Here is a 19,745-nt window from a genome sequence, read left to right as displayed (position 1 = left end):
AATCTGCTTTGACTGTCAGGGCCTCATCGCGAGCAGGCTCGCTCCTGTAGGGATTGCGGGGGTTCATTAGATCGAGTTGGCGAGTTTTCCGGTGGAGAGGCGGCGCTTGTAGGCGCTGTCGCGGTTGGCCAGCCAGTAGTAGAGCGGCGAGGTGATGAGCAGGCCGACCAGCCAGGACAGGTCAGCGCCGTTGATGTGTTCGGAGATTGGCCCGACGTACAGCGGCGTGTTCATGAACGGAATCTGCACCGCGATCCCGATCGCATACGCCAGCAACGCTTGCGGGTTGTAGCGTCCATAGATCCCGCCATCGACCTTGAAGATCGAATCGATGTCGTACTGACCTTTGTGAATCGCGTAGAAATCGATCAGGTTGATCGCGGTCCACGGCACCAGTACCACGAGCAGCACCAGCACCATATCGACGAAGTGCCCGATGAAGTTGGCGGAGGCGCCGACGGCGGCGAAGCAGCAGGCGGCAAGGATGATGACGGAGAGGACGGCGCGGCTTTTGGCGGTCGGGATCCAGCGGTAGGCGAAGGTTTGCACCAGGGTGATTACCGACAGCACAGCGCCGTAGAGGTTGAGGGCGTTGTGGCTGATGACGCTGAGCAAGAACAGCACGAGCATCAACGGGCCGATGGAGCCGGTGGCGAGTTTGACCGCGTCCATGGTGTCCATGCCCACGGGCGTGGCGAGGACGGCGACGGCGCCGAAGATGAACGAGAGGCTGGAACCGAGGACGGTGCCCAGGTACGTGGTCCAGAACGTAGCAGCCACCGGCACGCTCGCCGGCAGGTAGCGCGAGTAGTCGGAGACGTAGGGGGCAAAGGCGATTTGCCAGAGCGCGGCGAGGGAGACGGTGGCCAGCCAGCCGGAGATGTTGAAGCTGCCACGGGTGAGGAAATCGGCGGTCTGCACGTGGGTGAAGATGTAGCCGAAACCAAGCACGATGCCGGCGCCCAGCACCCAGGTGCCGATGCGGTTGAGTACGTGGATGAACCGGTAGCCGATGATGCCGATGATGCCGGAGCCGAGGGCGCCGATGATGATGCCGACCGGCACCGGCACGCTGTCCACCACGCCGTGCAGGGATTTGCCGGCAAGAACGATGTTGGAAGCGAAGAAGCCGATGTACATGATGCCGGCGATCAGCACCACCAGCAGGGCGCCGAGGGAGCCGAACTGGGCGCGGCTCTGGATCATTTGCGGAATGCCCATCTGCGGGCCTTGCGCCGAGTGCAGCGCCATCAGCACGCCGCCGACCAGGTGGCCAACGAGGATGGCGACGATGCCCCACACCAGGTTGAGGTGGAACATCTGCACGCCGAGGGCGCCGGTGACGATGGGCAGCGGGGCGATGTTGCCGCCGAACCAGAGGGTGAACAGGTCACGGGTCTTGCCGTGGCGATCTTCGGGCGGCACGTAGCCGATGGTGTGTTTTTCGATGAGCGGGGCGGCGGTTGTTGCGGTGGTAACCATGACGGACTCCAAGGCAATTTGAGTACGTGGACGTACTTCGGTGAGCGCCGCACGGGGGCGACGCTTTTCTTGTTGGAGTGATGATGTGCGGTGGGGGCGGATAGATAAATTAGTAAGATTGTGGGTATAGACGTTAAAAAAAGTAGGTCGTTTGGTCACCGCAAAACCCTGTGGGAGCTAGCCCGCCAGCGATAGCGATTTGACAGTCAACATTGATTTGGCTGTCAGATCGCTATCGCTGGCGGGCTAGCTCCCACAGGGATTTTTTGGGTGTTCGGAATCTTTGTTATTCAGTGATCGATAGCAGCATCCGTTGCAACATGGCGTCGCAGGCAATGAGTTGTTCGAGGCTGACGAATTCGTCGGGTTTATGGCCCTGGTCCATGCTGCCGGGGCCGCAGACGACGGTGGGAATGCCGGCGGCATCGAACAGGCCGCCCTCGGTGCCGAAGGCCACGGTGCCGAACGCTCGGGAGCCGCAGAAACTGGCGATCAACTCGGCCGCTTCGCTGTGTGCATCAGTCGCCAATCCCGGATACGCCGACAACTGGCTGAATCGAATCTCGCTCTGTTCACTCACGGCACGCATGCGCGGCAACACCTGTTGCTCGGCAAAGGCCTTCAACGCCTGTGCAACTTCACTCGGATCATACGAGGGCAACGCGCGGATTTCGAAGTCGAAGCGGCAATCGGCGGGGACGATGTTCAAGGCCTTGCCACCGCAAATCACCCCGGTTTGCACAGTGCTGAACGGCGGATCGAACCGCGCATCGTGATGCTCGGGGGCTTTGAGTCGGTTGCCGATCCGCCCCAGCTCACCAATCAGTTCGGCGGCGTATTCGATGGCATTGACCCCCAGCGGCGCGTAGGCGGAGTGGCACGCTTCACCGTGGACATCGCAGCGCATCGCCAGTTTGCCTTTATGCCCGAGCACCGGCTTGAGCTCGGTCGGCTCGCCGATAATGCACAGCATCGGTTTGACTGGGCGCTGTTCCAACTCCGCCAGCAACGAACGTACGCCGAGGCAGCCGACCTCTTCATCGTATGAAAGCGCGATGTGCACCGGCAGCCGCAACCGGGCGTTCACCAGCGACGGAACGAGGGCCAGTACACAAGCGATGTAGCCTTTCATGTCCGCCGTGCCGCGCCCGAACAGTTTGCCGTCGCGCTCGGTGAGTTCAAACGGCGCAACAGTCCACGGCTGGCCGTCGACGGGCACCACGTCGGAGTGCCCCGACAGCACGATGCCCGGCCGATCCGCCGGGCCAATGGTCGCGAACAGATTGGCCTTGCTGCGCTGCTCGTTGTAGATCAGCTCGCAAGGCACATCGAAACCCTCGAGGTAGTCGCGGATGAACTCGATCAGGTGCAGGTTGGATTCGCGGCTGGTGGTGTCGAACGCCACCAGGGTTTCCAGCAAATCACGGCTGCTGTTCATCGGTCGTCTCCGGCGACGCCGTAGCCGGGGGACTTGTCGGGAGCGAGGGCGCGGTCGATGTAGTCCTGAACTTGCGGGCGATAAGCGTCCCAAAGTTTTTCCAGCTGACCGATGGGATTTTCGTCCGCCCAATCGACCCGCAGGTTGATGATCGGCCAGGTCAGTTCGCCGACCACCACCATCGCCGCCGAATGCACCGGCCCGGCTTCGCCACCGGCGGCGATGGCCGCTTTCATGGCAGCGAGCAAGCGGTCGGCGAGTTGTCCTTCGCCGTGTTCGAACGCTTGGACCATGGCCTCAATGACCGAACGGTCGGCAAGCATGTTGCCGGCGGCGACGCATTGTTCACCGGACACGGCGTTGTGGTTGCCCAGGGTTTGCGCGCCGCTGAAATGCGCGGTCTGGCCGAGGTGGTCGATGGCGGTAATCTGGCGGTATTGGCTGTAGCCGTTGCGGGTCAGGACTTTGTCCAGCGCCTCGGCCGGCGCCAGGCCTTGTTCCATCAGCGCGAGCACTTCCGGGCCTAACGACGGCAAGGTGATGTTTTGTGTGGAGACGGCGCCGACACCCGGTAACAGCCAGGGGCAACGGGCGCCGACGGCGATGCTGGAGGAACTGATCGCAATGCCGAACTGACCGGTTTCGGGGCATCGTGCGGCGATGGAGAAGGTCATGGGTTTAGCGGCTCTTCGCATTTAAGGGTGTAGCTGATTTCTAAACCCTCCTGACTTCAGCAAGCACCTGGCTATGTAATTGGTTAAATTTCTAAAGCCCAAGGCGGTACCTCGTAAGTGCTCAAGTCGCCCGTTGATAGCTTCTGTTGGACCGTTGCTGGTTCCTGGCCGGTCGAAGTAGGCAAGGATGCTCTCAGCGTATTTTTTCAGCGTTTCCCCCAAGCCTTTCACCTCGATGAGCGCTTTGGGCAAGTCGCTGGCTGTAATGATATTTATGACCTCTTCCATGAGTTTTTTACCACGTTTTCGATCCGGCTCGTTGTAGGCGCTGACCACCCGTTGGTACATGCTCCAGGTGCAATCCACTTCGAGGTGGTGCTCATCTGCAAACAGCTGGAACAGTTGCTTTTTGTTGGCGTCAGACAGGTAGCTGATCCGAGTCAGTAGCGTTCGACGGCTTTTGTAGAGCGGGTCATTTTTACGCCCTCTGCGGCCCAGGATGTCGTGTTGCACACGCCGGCGGCATTCATCCAGCATGTTGCTTGCCCAGCGCACGACATGGAAAGGATCCAGCACGGTTTGGGCTTGAGGCAGGGCTTCTTGCGCTGCAGATTTAAACCCCGTAAAACCGTCCATGGCAATGCTTTCGATCTGGTCACGCCACGATTTGGGGCGACTCTGTAGCCATTGCTTAAAGGCTTGTTTGGAGCGGCCTTCCAGCACATCGAGCAAGCGGGCCGGCCCGTTTTTGTTACGCACGGGCGTAAGGTCAACCACGATGGTGACGTACTTGTCACCACAGCGTGTATGTCGCCAAACATGCTCATCCACGCCCAGCACGGTCACACCGTCAAAACGTGTCGAGTCATTAAAAAGCAGGCGCCGTCCTTCGTTGATAATGGCATTATTAGCGGTGTGCCATGCAACATCAAGCTGGCTCGCAACACGAGATACCGACAGATGATCCAGCACGATGGCAGCTAATGCCCAGCGTATCGCCCCATATGAAAGCTTTGAACGTGGAGGTGCTGCACTGTTTGTATCTTCATGCCAGAAACAGCCGCAAGCACAACGCCAGCGACGGATACGCAGCAGCAATCTGGTTGGTCGTTGTCCGTAAGGTGTGTGAGCAAGATGCCTATCGACAGTACCGCGTGAAACACCAGCAGCCCCGCACTTGGGGCATGGCTCGGGTGCTTTGGTTAAACGACATTCGATGACGGCGCGCTCTGCACAAAGATGTTGTCCAGTGGCAGTCAGGCCGAGGTTATTCAGTTGGCAAAAGCTGGAAAGATCAGGGCTAGAAAAGGTAAGATTGTTCACGTCGGGGGCTTAGTTTTTGTTGGTGTGAGAGCTTACATTTTCTAAGATCCTCGACTCCTTTTCCAGCCGGTCAGATTTTTTCTACACCCTTAAATGCGAAGAGCCGGTTTAGCTCCTTGGTTTGCCTTGGAGAAATAGGTGTTGTGCGGGCCTCTTCGCGAGCAGGCTCGCTCCCACAGTTGGATCTGTGTCGTACACAAATCCGCGGCCACTGAAGATTTCCCTGTGGGAGCGAGCCTGCTCGCGAAGGCCGCGACTCGGTCTAACGGCTTACTCAGGAATCACCGCAATCACATCAATCTCCATCAGCCACTGCGGCTGCCCCAGCGCCGACACCACCAGCCCGGTCGAAATCGGAAACACGCCTTTGAGCCACTTGCCCACTTCCTGATACACCGGCTCGCGATACCGCGGGTCAATCAGATAAGTCGTGGTTTTCACAATGTGGCTGAGGTCGCTGCCTGCCTCTTCCAGCAACTGCTTGACGTTGCGCATGGCCTGCTCGGCCTGCGCACGCGGGTCACCCAGACCCACCAGCCGGCCCTCGAAATCCGTCCCGACCTGGCCGCGAACATAAACGGTATTGCCTGCCCGGACCGCCTGGCACAGGTCATTGTCCAGGCTCTGGTTCGGGTAGGTTTCCTTGGTGTTGAACATGCGAATACGGGTATGGGTTGGCGTGGACATTTTTAGCTCCTGACAGAAAAAGGCTTAGGCACTGACCGTGGTTTTGAGGACGGCCGGGGCTTGTTCAGCCTCGCGTTGCGCCGCATCGTGGTAGTCGAGGTAAGAGCGCTGGATGGCGATGTGATCTGCCACGTACTTGGCGTCATGCCAGACACCCCAGATGAACGACGAGCCGCGACGGGACTGCCACGGCAGGCCGAGGAAATACACGCCAGCCTCGCTCGACACACCGCGCTGATGCTGGGGCTTGCCGTTGTCGTCGAAGGCATTGACCTTGAGCCAGCTGTAATCCGTGGCAAAGCCGGTGGCCCAGATGATCGAAGTCACGCCGGCCCTGGTCAGGTCGAGTTCAAGAATCGGGTGGGTCACGCATTCGGGATCCGGGAACACGTGGCGGGCTTGCGGTTCTTCCGGCAAGTCCAGGCCATTGCGTTCGATGTAGGCATCGGCGGCATTTAGCAGCGCCAGATAGTTCTCATCGCCACGGGCCAGGTTGTCGGCCAGGTTTGGCTGGAACGTCGCTACGCTACCGTTGAACGATTGAGTCAGACCCACCAGCGTCATGCCGCGATGGGCGAGTCCACGAAAGTCCACCGTGCGCCCGCCATGGGCACCGCTGACCGCGATGGTCACGTGCTCCCGTCCCGGTTTCATCGCCGCTTGATCCCACTCGCCCAGCACACCCAGCCACCAGCAGAAATCACGGTTGCGGTAAGCGCGAGGAGGGCGGTCGTGGGCGCCGACGGAGAGGTAAACCTTCTTCCCCGCACGCTGCAATTCATCGGCAATCTGCACGCCGGACGAACCCGCGCCGACCACCAGCACCGCGCCTTCAGGCAGTTGCGCCGGGTTGCGGTAGTCGGCCGAGTGGATCTGCATGAAAGGCTGATCTTTCGGCGCAATCGGCGGAATGACCGGCCGCTGGAAAGGCCCGGTGGCCGCCACCACGCGGTTGGCCTCGATCACACCTTCAGAGGTTTCAATGGTGAAGCCCGGGCGACCGACATTGCGCTCGACTTTCAGCACGTCGACGCCGGTGCGGATCGGCGCGTTGAATTTCCTGGCGTAGGCTTCGAAGTAATCGGCGACGCGTTCTTTCGGGGCAAATTCGTCGGGGCTGAGGTCGTCGAAATCAAGACCCGGGAACCGGTCATGCCACGCCGGACCATTGGCCACCAGCGAATCCCAGCGCCCGGTGCGCCAACGCTCGGCAATGCGGCTGCGCTCCAGCACCAGGTGCGGCACCCCGAGTTTGCTCAAGTGTTCACTCATGGCCACGCCAGCCTGACCGGCGCCAACAATCAGCGTATCTGTTTTTATTTTTTCGGTGGTCATCTCAATACCCTTCGAAGTTGGAGTGAGGTCGCGAACGACCCGCCATTTCTTGGGCTCAAGACTAGGGATGACCCTGGTATCGGTAAAATATTATTAAGCTGGCATTTGAGTATAAATAACTGAGGCAGAGCGCCTTCTGGCGCTCGGGTGGATACGCCGAAGAGGCGCCACGGGTTAACATGGCGCTTTATCAGCGCACCATACAACCGGTTGGGTAATGTAATGGAGTGGATCGAGCATTGATCGAACGACGCCAATTCAGCGGAGGCATGAAGGGCAAAAACCTTCGCTATCTCAATGAACACCCTGATGGGACCCGGCAAACGGTCCGCGCAGGCTTTCTGCTGCTCGAACATTTCTCGCTGCCGGCGTTCACCCAGGCGCTGGATACGGTCGTCACGGCCAATCTGCTACGACCCGACTCGTTCTCTTCTCGCACCTTTGGTTTGAACGATGGCGAGGTCGTCAGCGATCTGGGCCTGGTCATTCGGCCCGATGCCCGTATCGATTGCGCAGCGGTCAAAGCGCTGGACCTGCTGGTGATCTGCGGTGGCTACCGGACAGAACTCAAGGCCAGCGAAGGCTTGATCAGTCTGTTGCGCACGGCGTCGGACCAGGGCGTCAGCCTGGCCGGGCTGTGGAATGGTGCATGGTTTTTGGGGAAGGCCGGTCTGCTGGACGGTTACCGTTGCGCGATTCACCCGGAGCATCGCCCGGCGCTGGCGGATTTCTGCAAGGCCACGCAGGTCAGCAGCGAGCCCTACATCATTGATCGAGACCGGCTGACGGCTTCGAGCCCGTCCGGGGCCTTCCACATGGCGCTGGACTGGATCAAAGGCCTTTACGGCAAAGCGCTTGTCGAGGGGATCGAGGACATCCTGGCGTTCGAGGAGTCGCGCTACCGGCGCATCAAGCCTACGGAAAATGTCTGTGTGAGCGCGCCATTGCGCGAGGTGGTGAAGCTGATGGACGCCAACCTCGAAGAGCCGCTGGAGCTGGAGCAACTCGCGGTCTACGCGGGTCGTTCTCGTCGACAGCTCGAACGGTTGTTCAAGGAGCAACTGGGCACGACACCGCAACGGTATTACATGGAACTGCGAATTACCGAAGCGCGACGGCTGCTCCAGCATACGGAGCTGTCCCAGGTGGACGTGCTGGTGGCATGTGGCTTTGTGTCGCCGAGCCATTTCAGCAAGTGCTACAGCTCGTATTTCGGCTACCGGCCATCCAAGGAGAAGCGACTCGTCAAATAGGAGCCGCTCGCCCTGAGAAACCCCGACCGTTAATGCATCTTGCTGTGATCAGCCATGCCGAGTGCCCGGGCCTCGGCTTCCACTTTAATCGTCTCTTTGTCGCCCTTGGCGTTTTCCACGGTCAGGATCAGCGGGACTTTATCGCCTTCCTTCACCTGCGCCGTCAGGTCCATCAGCATCACGTGATAGCCGTGGGGATCAAAGCTCACCGGCTTGCCGGCCGGCAGCTCGACAGACTCGACCTGACGCATGCTCATCACATCATCTTTCATGCTGGATTGGTGAATCTGTACGGTTTTGGCGACAGGCGATTGCACGCTGAGCAGCTTGCTGTCGCTGTCGGCTTGCAGGGTCATGAAGGCGCCGGTCGATGGCTGGCCGGCAACGGTCGCGCGGACCCAGGCGTCGTCCACTCTGGTTTGCGCCGATACCTGCCAGGCCATGCCGATCAGGGCGCACCCCAGGACCAGTTGTTTGACGCGTCGCGAGAAAGCGGTGTTGGCGTGGATCGAATTCATCAGCAGACTTCCATGACGGTGAGCAGGTCTTCTGCGCACTCTTGAGCCGTAAGGGACGCGGACAGCCCCAGGCGCAAGTTGCCCCGGGAGTCGAAGACGTAGCTGGTCGCGGTGTGGGAAAGGGTGTAGGTCGAACCGCTCGGGATCTTTTCGAAGAACACGCCGAACTCCTTGGCGGTGGCGGCGGTTTCTTCCAGCGTGCCGTGCAGCGCCTCGAAGCTCGGGTCGAACGTCTTGACGTAGGCGTCGAGCATTTGCGGCGTGTCGCGTTCCGGGTCGAGGGTGATGAAGATCACCTGCAGCTTCTCGCCGTCTCGGCCCATCAGTTTCTTGGCCTGTGCCGCGCGGGCCAGGGTCGTGGGGCAGACCGCCGGGCATTGGGTGAAACCGAAGAACACCATCGGCATCAGGCCGCGATAACTGGTGAGCATCTTCGTTTCGCCCTGGGCGTCTTTGAGCTTGAAGGTACGCCCCATGATCTTGTCGCTGAGGTCCTTGCCGTACTTGAAAGACAGCCTGGAGCTGTCATCGCAGCCGGCGAGCAGGCCAAGACTCAACAAGCCCATACCGCGCAGGACCGTGCGGCGGGTAAACAACGTACTCATGGAAAAGCATTCCTGTGTTGCGACGGGAAATCTGTAGCGCCTGATGAGTCAGACGAAAAAAGCGCGTGGATATTAACAAACTGTGGCCGTGTTTCGCTCATTGTTGGACGAGGGGTGGTTTTGGTACAGGGGCAGAAGCGGCACAAGACTACGGATCAGAGCCGGAACCTGTAGGAGCCAGGCTTGCCGGCGAAGGCGTACTTGAGAGCGCCTTCGCCGGCAAGCCTGGCTCCTACAGGTACTGATTTACGTCCGGTCGAGCGTCGACACATTCCAGATACAAAAGTGCGCTTTCATGGCCCTGTCCCCCCTCACAATGAGAGCGTTGCCATGATCCGTAAACTGCAGCAAGCCGCCCGCTTCCTCAGCCAGAGCGCGCGTTTGATGGTCGGCGTCCCCGATTACGACAACTATGTCGCCCAGATGGCGCTCAAACACCCCGAAGAACCGGTGATGAGCCATTCGGCGTTTCTTCGCGAGCGTCAGGAAGCCCGCTACGGCGGCAAGCAATGCACCACGCGTTGCTGCTGATTACCCGGGCAAACGCCGCGATCAGCACAATATCTTCGCCATTGCGTAACCACTGCTAAGCTTCGACGTTGCAGCGTCCGAGCCTTTACGGGATCGGGCGTTGAGCGTGGCCATGGAGTACGACTTCAGTATCAATATCCACTTCTACAGGGGTGGCGAGCGATTGTCGGTAACCTGCACGGAGGCAGGCAATGGTAATCAAGCACGTAGGCCATTCAAGTGCCGAGGGCGTTCCCGAGCCACTCGATCACGAAGAGATAGAGCGGGTGCTGGCGCTGTTGCTGGCCAGTCCGGTGTTTGCCAAGTCCAGGCGCATGGGAAGCTTGCTGCGTTTCCTGGTCGATCACGATCTTCAGTTTTCCACTATCCCACTCACCGAGCATGCCATCGGCATCGCCGTGTTTCGCCGTGACCCGGCTGTTTACTGCACCGGAGACGATCCGGTGGTGCGCGTGCAGGTGGGCCGGTTGCGGCGCAAACTCGCGATCCATTACGCCACCCTGGGGCAGCAAGACCCGATACGCCTGAGCATTCCGGCCGGTTGTTATCGGCTGGCTTACCAGCGGATCAGACCCAAAACCATCTCGATGCGCCATCCTGTTTTGCAGATTCAGCCGTTTACCTGCATCACCCGTGACGGCGATGACTTCACCAAGGGCTTGTCTGAAGAATTGAGCTGCCGGCTTTTCGAGTCGTTCGAGCAGACGCAAAGCCATGGCAACCACGTGTTGATGAAAGTGTCACGCTCCAGTGTCAAGGCACTGGACGTTGTGCGTGCCGGGCGCGGTAACTATTCCCTTGAGGGCAGCGTGCGGGTGGAACCGAGCCGAGTCCGGGCATCGGTGCGCCTGATTGATGTCGCACAGGGGCGGATCCGCTGGTCCGAGCAGTTCGATCGCAATCAACCTTACGGCATCGCGACCCAGGAAGATCTGGCGGAGTCCATCTGTCGGTCGTTGACGGGCTATTTCGCCCGGGGAAGCGGTGATGTTTCTTGAGAGGAAGGGGCAACCGCGAGGTTGCCCCCGGTGCGACGATTACACGGTTTTCCATGCACCGCCTTCGTAGAGACGGGTTGCTGCGTTAGCGACAGTCAGGTCGATTTCGATGGCCTTGGACCGCGACGTGCTGAACATGGTGCTGGTCTGCACGTTCTGTTCGAACCACACGAGAATGGCCTCGACAGGGGTCAAAACGATATTGCCGGTGACCACCTGGTTGGTGGCGACGTAGATCGGCGTGCTGACCTGCGTGCCGTCGATGCCGACTGACAACTGGTTGATGCCGGGGTGGATCGGACCGTATTCGTTATCCAGGGTAATGGATATGTCTGGGCCGCCGGTTACCGCCTGGCCCAGCAAGCCTTCCGGGCTGAGTATCGATTGTTGCCCCAGGCCGATCGTGACGATGTTGGTCGACACCTTCACCGTCACGTCAGCCTGAAAAGTATTGGACCCGAACAGTTGGTATTGCGGGGTCCAGCTGAAGCCGTTGTTGCTCAGGTACTTGTCATAGGACTGCCAGACAACGTTATAGGCTTCGTTGCCGACTTTCTTGGCGAAGCACAGCTTGTAGCCTGACTGCTTGAGAAGGGTCAGGTCATCGGCTGCGATCTCGATCGTGACGGACTTTTGCGTGGCTGCCAGGGTTGACGTCAACACCTTGCAGTAGTCCGACGTTTTCAGAGCCGTGGGGGCAATGCTCTGGAACGACTTGAGGGCCTCTTGCACATCATTGTGAAGTTGCAGAGCTTGCTTGCTTACAGCGCTCGACTTACTCATGGCTTTCCTCTTCCTTGGTTGTGTTGGGCAATCAATGGGCAGCGGGCAGCGAATCCGACAAGTGATCGGGCAGCACCCTCTAAACACATTGACGGCTTCACAGTAGGCGCAGGATTCAGGGCGGCGAAGTGTCTTGGCGTTACAGCGGGGAGGGCGGTTAAACCAGCAAGGTAACAGCCTGCGTAACCGGGTTGTATCAAGGGAATCTGTGAGTTGAAACAGCGGAGCGGCCGTGCGACCGCCCCACCGTGGCTTCATGCAGTCGGGCTACTCACCTTCGCGTCGGCCCAGACGAAGTTCCAGCTGGTTCGTTTGCCCTTGGCAATCTCGATCAGCTTGTTCTCATATACGGTGTGATTGACCGTGCCGGTGTAAGTCAGCTTCCGGGCCGCGTTGGTCCCGGTGACTTCCCCGGGTTCGCCGCCAGATTCAGTCATGGCCTTTTTCATATCAGCTTCCGACGGGGCGCTGCTCTGGTTTTTTTCAACGGTTACGAAACTCATGGTGTCACCTCTTCCGTGATGGGGGGATCGGCGGACAGTCGGGTCAAGACGTTCTCGACCCGGCCAACACACCGAAGCCAATACTCTATTGGCCCGCCGGGCACCGCAGAAGTGACAACACGGTCGGTAAGGTAACACCGCGGATACAGCGAATCGCGCGATGTAACGGCGACGTATCAGCCAGTGGCATCATTTCGTTTTCCAGTGTCCACCGCCCGATTCGCAATCAGTCTTCGATTGGGCCAAGTGTTCCGCACCGTAGTAATACGTGGTGACCTGAGCGTTGTCGGGGATGTTCAGCGACTTGCTGTTCTTGTCCTTGCTGGTGGAGTGAGGGTTGGCCAGGGATTCCTGGGTCAGGGTCGCGATGCAGGAGGCCTGATAATGATCGTCGCACTGGTCGACTTTTTTCTTGGTGCTGGTGAGCATGTCCTTGCTCTCGTTGCTGCATGACCAATCGATGGCATTTACCGGCATGCCTTCGTACTCATAGCAACTATGGGACTCGACCACCGGAACGGATGGGCTTTGGGATCGGGTCAGGACGTCACAGCCTTCAGCGAATACCAGCGTGGGGCTCAGGCTGGCGAGCAGAAACAGCAGTCTACGGTTCATCGGGAATTCCTCTCCAATGGCGCTGCTCGTGATCAAAGATCGGCGCTTATGGAGTTTCGAAAACACGATGAGGCGTGGGGTTCAATTCGTTTTTGAGCCGCGACGGCATTTAATCCTTCAGCGCGCAGTTAAAAGGGCTGCCCTCTCGCTCACGAGAGGGCAGGTGTCCGTTTTTATGTGTGATGAATCTCCCGATCCTTGGTTTCCGGCATGAAGAATATGCCCAGGACGGCGGTCATCACGGCGATGACAATCGGGTACCAGAGGCCGTAGTAGATATCACCCGTGGCCGCGACCATGGCGAACGCCACCGTCGGCAGGAAGCCGCCGAACCAGCCGTTGCCGATGTGGTAGGGCAGCGACATCGAGGTGTAGCGGATGCGCGCCGGGAACAGTTCCACCAGCCAGGCGGCAATCGGACCGTAGACCATGGTCACGTAGATCACGAGGATGGTCAGAAGCAACAGCACCATCGGGTAGTTGGTCTTGGCCGGGTCGGCTTTCTCGGGGTAACCGGCTTCTTTGAGGGCGGTGCCGAGAGTGGCGGTGAACGCGTCGTTCTTGGCCTTGAAGTCGGCGGCCGGCATGCCGGTGCCCTCGAAACTCTGAAGCACTTTGTCGCCGATGCGCACCTGCGCGACCGTGCCCGGTTCAGCCTTTTCGTTCTTGTAGGGAATGGCCCGTTTCGCCAGCACGGTCTTGGCGAGGTCGCAGGAACTGGTGAATTTGGCCTTGCCCACCGGGTCGAACTGGAACGAGCACTGGTCGGGATCGGCGATCACCGTGACCGGGTTCTTCTCCTGCGCGACGAACACGTCGGGGTTTCCGTACTGAGTCAACGCATGGAAGATCGGGAAGTAGGTCAATGCTGCGAGGATGCAGCCGGCCATGATGATGCCTTTGCGGCCGATACGGTCGGACAGGCTGCCGAAGATGACGAAGAACGGCGTGCCAATCAGCAGCGAGCCGGCAATCAGCAGGTTGGCGGTCTGCGGCTCGATCTTCAGCGTCTGCAGCAGGAAGAACAGCGCATAGAACTGCCCGGTATACCAGACGACCGCCTGGCCGGCGGTGCCGCCGAGCAGGGCCATGATCACGATCTTGAGGTTGTCCCAGCGGGCGAAGGATTCGGTCAGCGGCGCCTTGGAAGACTTGCCCTCTGCCTTCATTTTCACGAATACCGGTGATTCGCTGAGCTGCAAGCGGATGTACACCGACACAATCAGCAGCAGGATCGACAGCAGAAACGGAATCCGCCAGCCCCAGGCCTCGAAAGCTTCGTTGCCCAGGATCGTCCGGCAAGCAAGGATCACCAGCAGCGAAAGGAACAGGCCCAGGGTCGCGGTGGTTTGAATCCATGAGGTGAAATAACCGCGTTTGCCTTTCGGCGCATGCTCCGCGACGTAGGTCGCCGCGCCACCGTACTCACCGCCCAGCGCCAGGCCTTGCAACAGGCGCAAGGTGATCAGGATGATCGGGGCCGCCACGCCAATGGTCGCGTAGCCGGGTAGAAAACCGACGACGGCGGTGGAGACACCCATGATCACAATGGTGATGAGGAACGTGTGCTTGCGTCCGATCATGTCACCCAGGCGCCCGAACACGATGGCACCGAAGGGACGCACCGCGAAACCCGCAGCGAACGCGAGCAGCGCGAAGATGAAGGACGTTGTCTCATTGACCCCGGCAAAAAAATGCTTGGCGATGATCGCGGCCAGGGAGCCGTAAAGGTAGAAGTCGTACCACTCGAACACGGTGCCCAGGGACGAGGCAAAAATGACCTTGCGCTCCTCCTTGGTTATACCGCGTTGGGGCGCGCTGCCCGTGGAGATGTTGTCGATTGCGGCCATGAGTCTTCTCCGTCGTTCTTGTTATAGGCCGGAGTACCTTGTAACCTCTTTGCCGCACCCAGGCCCTTGGGCTGATGTCGTCGGATTACGGATTGCACGAAGCATGCACACAGGTTGACCGCCTCGCATCGCTGCAAGGTTTCTTGAAGCATAATCGGCTTCACGCAGATATCCACTCGACGTCACTTCTCACCCCACGGAGTCACGCCTGACGCCTCGGTACGCAACCATTCGTTTAATCAATAATCACCATCAAGGAATGCAAGTTCTGTTTTTTTGTCATGAGAGGAGGATAGCGTCATACCAAAGTCGCCTCTGAAGGAACCTGCGCGATGAGAATCTCTACCTTGCTGGCCCTTGTCGCCGTATTGACCGGCAGTGTTGCCGCCACCGTGCCGGCCTACGCGGCAGATCCGTCCTGCCATTTCCTGCCGATGGGCGACAGCCCCGCGAGCTTGCAACCCACTCAGTCGGTGGGCGTGCTCTACAGCGAAAACACCCTCAACACGATCGAATACCTTGAGCAGTACCATTCGGTCGCGCTGAATGGTGCGAAGAACCCGGCGCTGGATTCGCGCATCAGCAGCGCCTTCGTCAACAGCTCCGATCCTAAGCGGGCGATCAACTGGCTGATGGGGTCGCTGCAAAAACAATTTGCTTCGGTGACCGTCTACGACAATCTCGACGCCCTGGTACAAGCCCATCCCGATGTGGTGGTGATGCTCGACACCTACAACCGTCTGGTGTCCAAGCGCAACAACCAGGTTGAAGCGCGATTCCTCGCCAAGTTCTACGACTCGAACCTGCAATACATCGGCAAGGCTGAAGGCTCACGTGAGCAGCAGATGCCTTCGGTGTGGGTGCATGGCAAAGCTGCCCCGGAAATTGCTGCGCAAATCGACCAGCAAAATGCGGTGCAGGTGAATGCGTTGAAGCAGTTTGATGCGTCGTTGAAGGCGTTGGTGACGTCTGGTAATGGGGCGCAAGTCGCCAGTTACTGATGCACATTCAACGTGATCAATAACTTACTTGTGAATGCCACACATTGAGATGTGACCGCTTCTGTACCTGTGGCAAGGGAGCTTGCTCCCGTTCGGCTGCGCAGCCGTCGTAAATCCAGTGCACGCGGTTTATCTGAATGATCCGGGTTGCGGATTTTGGGGCCGCTTCGCACCCCAGCGGGAGCAAGCTCCCTCGCCACAGGATATTGGTGAGTTCAACGCATCGAGGTCTCAACGCTCCTTTTTTGAGGATGGGCGGTCAGATGATTTTCAGGTTTATTCAAGTGCCGCGCATATCAGGTGGCGCACGACCTCGGCCTCCACAGCCCCTTCGTTGCCGCTTTCATCAAAAACCGCGCAACTCGCCGTGCTGTTTCCATCAATGCAGCGGTAAACCGCAATGATGCTGCCCGGTCCGACTCCCGTGTGACCACTCAAGGTCAGGCCACTTTCCACCATGCCCTGCATCAGACCGAGGCCGTATCCCGGAGCAACCCAGGGACGCCCAGCGATCGGTCCGCCCAGCGTGCGTACCGTTTGCATCTCCCGCAGCAGTGATTGCGGCAACAGATGCCCGTCCAATAGACGATCCAGACACAGGGCCGCTTCAACAAGCGGGCCGACCAGCAAACCGTGATAAACCCAGCCCGGGTCGTAAGTCGAAGCCGCTCCCATGTTGACGTACGCCAGATCGGCGCGGGTCGTCGCGAGGCGGATGCGCGATAAACCGAGCGGGGTAAACACGCGTTGCGTCAGCGCTTCTTCAAGTCTCAGCCCGGTGACGCGCGCAATGAGCCTGGCGATGAACAAGTAGCCGACGTTCGAGTATCGCCAGCCGTCTCCGGGTGCATAACGTAACCTGGTCGCATCAAGACGCTGCAGCATTTCAGCGGCTGACCAAGATGTTTCATTGCGCGCCACGGCGGTGTGGTAATCGGCGAGTTCACTGTAATCCGCCAATCCGGCTTCATGCCGCAGCAGTTGACGCAACGTGAACGGGCCTTCAGGCACTCCCTCATCCAGACCGATCAATCCATCACGCACCAGCGACAACGCTGCGGCGGCGAGAACTGTCTTGGTGAAACTCCACCAAGGCACGGTTACGTCGGGCTGCTCAGGCGTGAGGAGTGAACCGTTTGAGACAAGGGCGAAGGGCATGGGCTGACTGCTCTGGGGGAGACGCCGGGGAGTTTGCCAGAAAACAAAACCGCGATTGTGTTTACGCAACGGTTTGGCTAATCTCGCACAAACACGCAAACTCAGGCATAAACATGCAAGATCAGCATTCGGCCACCGAGCTTCCTTCCGTGCGCCGGCAAAAAATCCTCCTGATCCTCGAGCGCGACGGCAAGGTCATGGCCTCTGAATTGAGCCAGCATTTCGCCGTTTCGGAAGACACCATTCGCCGCGACCTGTCGGAGCTGCACAGCGCCGGCCTGGTGCAACGCGTGCACGGTGGCGCGCTGCCTCGGCCCAAGGATACGGGCAAGGATTTCCTTACTCGGGTAGGTGAAACCGACGAGGTGAAAGTGCACCTCGCGCAACTCGCCGCGCGACACGTCCGGGATGGTCAGATCGTGATGTTCGATTCGGGGAGTACCACGCTGCAGATCGCCCGGTCCTTGCCTTCGACTATTTCCATCACTGCCATCACCACATCGCCGTTAACCGCGATTACCCTCGCGGAATACCCAGGCATCAAGGTGATTCTGGCGGGTGGGCAACTTAACCTGGCGACGATGTCGGTCAGCGGTCACGAGACCGTGCGCTTGTTGCAAGGCATCAAGGCTGACGTGCTGTTTACCGGGGTTTGTGCGATTCATCCGGAGGTCGGCATCAGCTCGCTGCATTTTGATGAGGTGCCAGTGAAGCAGGCGCTGTTTGACAGTGCCTCTCAAGTGATCGCCGTCACCACGGCGGACAAATTGGGCGCGGTGGAACCGTACATCGTCGTGCCGTGCTCACGTTTGCACACCCTGATTACCGAGCGTCACGTGGCGTCAGGCGACATCGACGACTATCGCAAGCTGGGAATCGAAGTGGTGCAAGCGCACGCCTGAGCGGTCAGCCATGCCCCAGGGCAATCGCAAACGACACCACGATCAAGCACGCAAACGCAAAATTGATGTTCATGAAGCTTTCGCCCGAATGATCAGAAGTGGCGCCATCCTGAACTCGCCGCTTAAAAATAAGAAATTCGGCTTCATGATTTAAAAGATCGAAGCAATTGATAACGGTGTAGCCCACACCTGCAAACAGCAGCCTAAACCAGGTATTTGTTGAACCAGGCCACGGTCCTGTCCCACGCGAGCTTCGCAGCGGCTTCATCGTAGCGAGGCGTGGAATCGTTATGAAAACCGTGATTGCAGCCTGCGTAAATGAATGCCTCGTAAGTTTTGCCCGACGCTTTCAATGCTTTCTCATACGCCGGCCATCCTTCATTGATGCCCTTGTCCAGTTCGCCGTAATGCAACAGCAGCGGCGCCTTGATTTTCGGCACATCCTCAGCCTTTGGCTGACGGCCATAAAAGGGCACGGCCGCCGCCAGTTCCGGGTAGGCCACCGCCGCCGCATTGGAGACGCCACCGCCATAGCAGAACCCGGTGATGCCGACCTTCCCCGTGGTCTTGTCATTTTTCATCAACCAGTCAATGGCGGCGAAAAAGTCATTCATCAGCTTTTCCGGATCGACAGTCGCTTGTAACTCCTTGCCTTTTTCATCGTTGCCCGGATAGCCGCCCACCGAACTCAGGCCATCGGGTGCGAGGGCAATAAACCCCGCTTTGGCAACGCGCCGGGCGACGTCCTCGATGTAAGGGTTGAGCCCACGGTTTTCATGCACGACCAACACCGCCGGCACCTTGCCGGTGGCTTTGGCCGGGCGCACCAGATAGCCGCGGACATTGCCGTGGCCCTTGGGTGATGGATAGGAAATGTACTCGGGGAGGATGTCCGGGTCGGTGAATTCAACCTGCTCGGCGAGCGCGTAGTTCGGGCTCAGGGAGGCGAGGAGGGCGCTGGCTGTCAAACCGCCCAGGGTGAACAGCGCTGCTCGATCAAGAAACTCGCGCCGGTTGATCTTGCCGTGGGCGTAGTAGTCGTAGAGCTCCAGCAGTTCCGGGGCGAAGTCTTTGGCGGTGAGACGTTCCATGGGGGCACTTCCCGTTGGTTCAGGATCTGAATCAGTAAAGCAGCGTTTGGCGCACTGACTCAGTTTTCGAAACAGGACGCCAGAAAACTCATCACCGCCTGCACCGACGGGGTGTGCCGGATGTCGCTGTGGACCACCAGCCACACTTCACGCGCCAGCCCCGCGCCCACGGTCTCCATCGCTTGCAATCCGTAGTGCTCGCCAAGGAAGTACGGCAGTGCCGCAACGCCGGCGCCTGCCTGGGCAATGGTTGCCTGGATGTTGAGATCATTGCTGCGCAGCAGGATCGGCCGATCCCCCGCTTGTTGCTTGAGCCAGATCTGTTGCGGGGTTTGCTCCATGGTCTGGTCGTAAGCGATGAACGCCAGATCTTCCGGGGCGGTCTTGGACAAGTAATCTGCCGAGCCGTACAGGTTGAACTGCACCGTCGCCACCTTGCGCGCCACCAGGTCCGGCTCCTTGGGGCGGCTCAGGCGCACGGCAATATCGGCTTCGCGCCGCGACAACGAAGCGCTGTCCAGACTGCCGATCAACTGCACAGACAGTTGCGGATGCAGGGTGCGCAACGCCTTGATTCGCGGCGCTATCAACGCGCAGGCCAGGGCGGGCGGGGCACTGACGGTGACTTCGCCGGTAAAGCTTTCCTGCCCGGCGAGCGCCGAGCGTTGCACCGCGAAGGACTCGCTTTCCATGCGCTGCCCGAGCTGGGCAATTCGCTCGCCGTCCTCGGTGATGACATAGGAACGAGGGCGCCGGTCCACCAGCTTGAGGTTCAGCGAACTCTCCAGCGCGCTGATGCGTCGCGCCACGGTGGCGTGGTCGACCTTGAGCTTGCGCGCCGCCGCCGACAACGACTGCTCGTGAGCGAAGACGATGAAGTAGCGAAGATCCTCCCAATCGAACATGGGCGTTTTCTCACATGAAGGGTGAATAAATGGGGAATTTTGCCCCATCGCCAAGCCTGCAAGAATTCTTCTACACCTGACAAGCAGGTCTGA

General features: G+C 59.3%; 20 protein-coding genes. 5 read left to right on the top strand and 15 right to left on the bottom strand.

Annotated features, from left to right (window positions below; all coding sequences use genetic code 11):
* Positions 1 to 66: 66 nt before the first annotated feature.
* The 6 genes from BLU63_RS30045 to BLU63_RS30020 all read right to left on the bottom strand — a co-directional run bounded on the left by BLU63_RS30045 (position 67) and on the right by BLU63_RS30020 (position 6,939).
* Positions 67 to 1,482, bottom strand: a complete 1,416-nt coding sequence (locus tag BLU63_RS30045; protein WP_083376990.1) for a purine-cytosine permease family protein — start codon at positions 1,480 to 1,482, stop codon at positions 67 to 69.
* Positions 1,483 to 1,768: 286 nt separating this feature from the next.
* The gene (argE, locus tag BLU63_RS30040; protein WP_083376989.1) at positions 1,769 to 2,920 is read right to left on the bottom strand and encodes an acetylornithine deacetylase; all 1,152 of its coding nucleotides are present in this window, start codon (positions 2,918 to 2,920) and stop codon (positions 1,769 to 1,771) included.
* Positions 2,917 to 3,594 carry a DUF1028 domain-containing protein gene (locus BLU63_RS30035; protein ID WP_010459498.1) on the bottom strand — a complete coding sequence of 226 codons (678 nt, stop codon included), beginning with the start codon at positions 3,592 to 3,594 and terminating at the stop codon, positions 2,917 to 2,919. Before BLU63_RS30035 ends, argE begins: the two co-directional genes overlap by 4 nt.
* A gap of 21 nt (positions 3,595 to 3,615) precedes the next feature.
* Entirely contained in the window at positions 3,616 to 4,917 is a 1,302-nt protein-coding gene (locus BLU63_RS30030) for an ISL3-like element IS1411 family transposase (protein WP_011920678.1), read from the bottom strand.
* Between the two features lie 270 nt (positions 4,918 to 5,187).
* Positions 5,188 to 5,604: a RidA family protein gene (locus BLU63_RS30025; protein ID WP_017338215.1), complete on the bottom strand. Its 417-nt coding sequence runs from the start codon at positions 5,602 to 5,604 to the stop codon at positions 5,188 to 5,190.
* 24 nt (positions 5,605 to 5,628) lie between these two features.
* Positions 5,629 to 6,939, bottom strand: coding sequence for a flavin-containing monooxygenase (locus BLU63_RS30020; protein WP_083376988.1), 1,311 nt, complete (start codon positions 6,937 to 6,939; stop codon positions 5,629 to 5,631).
* Positions 6,940 to 7,208: 269 nt separating this feature from the next.
* Here BLU63_RS30020 and BLU63_RS30015 point away from each other — a divergent pair, with 269 nt between their 5' ends.
* Complete coding sequence (locus tag BLU63_RS30015; protein WP_077750153.1) at positions 7,209 to 8,192, top strand: GlxA family transcriptional regulator; 984 nt, start codon at positions 7,209 to 7,211, stop codon at positions 8,190 to 8,192.
* A gap of 29 nt (positions 8,193 to 8,221) precedes the next feature.
* On the opposite strand, the gene BLU63_RS30010 is transcribed toward BLU63_RS30015, so the two are convergent.
* Positions 8,222 to 8,710, bottom strand: coding sequence for a copper chaperone PCu(A)C (locus tag BLU63_RS30010; RefSeq protein ID WP_083376987.1), 489 nt, complete (start codon positions 8,708 to 8,710; stop codon positions 8,222 to 8,224).
* Entirely contained in the window at positions 8,710 to 9,315 is a 606-nt protein-coding gene (locus BLU63_RS30005; protein ID WP_010459508.1) for an SCO family protein, read from the bottom strand. Before BLU63_RS30005 ends, BLU63_RS30010 begins: the two co-directional genes overlap by 1 nt.
* A gap of 330 nt (positions 9,316 to 9,645) precedes the next feature.
* On the opposite strand from BLU63_RS30005, the gene BLU63_RS30000 reads away from it, so the two are divergent.
* Together BLU63_RS30000 and BLU63_RS29995 are read left to right on the top strand one after the other, a co-directional pair.
* Positions 9,646 to 9,846: a YbdD/YjiX family protein gene (locus BLU63_RS30000; protein WP_010459510.1), complete on the top strand. Its 201-nt coding sequence runs from the start codon at positions 9,646 to 9,648 to the stop codon at positions 9,844 to 9,846.
* Between the two features lie 191 nt (positions 9,847 to 10,037).
* Positions 10,038 to 10,844 (top strand): hypothetical protein, encoded by an 807-nt coding sequence (locus tag BLU63_RS29995; protein ID WP_083376986.1) that lies wholly within the window; start codon positions 10,038 to 10,040, stop codon positions 10,842 to 10,844.
* A gap of 39 nt (positions 10,845 to 10,883) precedes the next feature.
* Here BLU63_RS29995 and BLU63_RS29990 read toward each other — a convergent pair whose 3' ends face one another.
* The 4 genes from BLU63_RS29990 to BLU63_RS29975 all read right to left on the bottom strand — a co-directional run bounded on the left by BLU63_RS29990 (position 10,884) and on the right by BLU63_RS29975 (position 14,595).
* Complete coding sequence (locus tag BLU63_RS29990) at positions 10,884 to 11,627, bottom strand: hypothetical protein (RefSeq protein WP_083376985.1); 744 nt, start codon at positions 11,625 to 11,627, stop codon at positions 10,884 to 10,886.
* A 254-nt stretch (positions 11,628 to 11,881) separates the two neighbouring features.
* The gene (locus BLU63_RS29985) at positions 11,882 to 12,130 is read right to left on the bottom strand and encodes a hypothetical protein (protein ID WP_083376984.1); all 249 of its coding nucleotides are present in this window, start codon (positions 12,128 to 12,130) and stop codon (positions 11,882 to 11,884) included.
* A 189-nt stretch (positions 12,131 to 12,319) separates the two neighbouring features.
* Positions 12,320 to 12,745: a hypothetical protein gene (locus BLU63_RS29980; RefSeq protein WP_083376983.1), complete on the bottom strand. Its 426-nt coding sequence runs from the start codon at positions 12,743 to 12,745 to the stop codon at positions 12,320 to 12,322.
* Between the two features lie 173 nt (positions 12,746 to 12,918).
* Positions 12,919 to 14,595, bottom strand: a complete 1,677-nt coding sequence (locus tag BLU63_RS29975; RefSeq protein ID WP_083376982.1) for an MFS transporter — start codon at positions 14,593 to 14,595, stop codon at positions 12,919 to 12,921.
* Positions 14,596 to 14,927: 332 nt separating this feature from the next.
* Between BLU63_RS29975 and BLU63_RS29970 the strand changes: the two genes are divergently transcribed.
* Positions 14,928 to 15,596: an ATPase gene (locus BLU63_RS29970; protein ID WP_083376981.1), complete on the top strand. Its 669-nt coding sequence runs from the start codon at positions 14,928 to 14,930 to the stop codon at positions 15,594 to 15,596.
* A gap of 276 nt (positions 15,597 to 15,872) precedes the next feature.
* On the opposite strand, the gene BLU63_RS29965 is transcribed toward BLU63_RS29970, so the two are convergent.
* Positions 15,873 to 16,754: a serine hydrolase domain-containing protein gene (locus BLU63_RS29965; RefSeq protein ID WP_083376980.1), complete on the bottom strand. Its 882-nt coding sequence runs from the start codon at positions 16,752 to 16,754 to the stop codon at positions 15,873 to 15,875.
* Between the two features lie 113 nt (positions 16,755 to 16,867).
* Here BLU63_RS29965 and BLU63_RS29960 point away from each other — a divergent pair, with 113 nt between their 5' ends.
* Positions 16,868 to 17,656, top strand: a complete 789-nt coding sequence (locus BLU63_RS29960) for a DeoR/GlpR family DNA-binding transcription regulator (RefSeq protein ID WP_010459523.1) — start codon at positions 16,868 to 16,870, stop codon at positions 17,654 to 17,656.
* Between the two features lie 203 nt (positions 17,657 to 17,859).
* On the opposite strand, the gene yghX is transcribed toward BLU63_RS29960, so the two are convergent.
* Positions 17,860 to 18,747 carry a YghX family hydrolase gene (gene yghX, locus BLU63_RS29955; protein ID WP_010459524.1) on the bottom strand — a complete coding sequence of 296 codons (888 nt, stop codon included), beginning with the start codon at positions 18,745 to 18,747 and terminating at the stop codon, positions 17,860 to 17,862.
* 59 nt (positions 18,748 to 18,806) lie between these two features.
* Complete coding sequence (locus BLU63_RS29950; protein WP_083376979.1) at positions 18,807 to 19,652, bottom strand: LysR family transcriptional regulator; 846 nt, start codon at positions 19,650 to 19,652, stop codon at positions 18,807 to 18,809.
* Positions 19,653 to 19,745 lie beyond the last annotated feature (93 nt).

The sequence above is a fragment of the Pseudomonas mandelii genome (assembly GCF_900106065.1).
Classification (GTDB): domain Bacteria; phylum Pseudomonadota; class Gammaproteobacteria; order Pseudomonadales; family Pseudomonadaceae; genus Aquipseudomonas; species Aquipseudomonas mandelii.
This window is presented reverse-complemented; position numbering and strand designations above follow the sequence as displayed.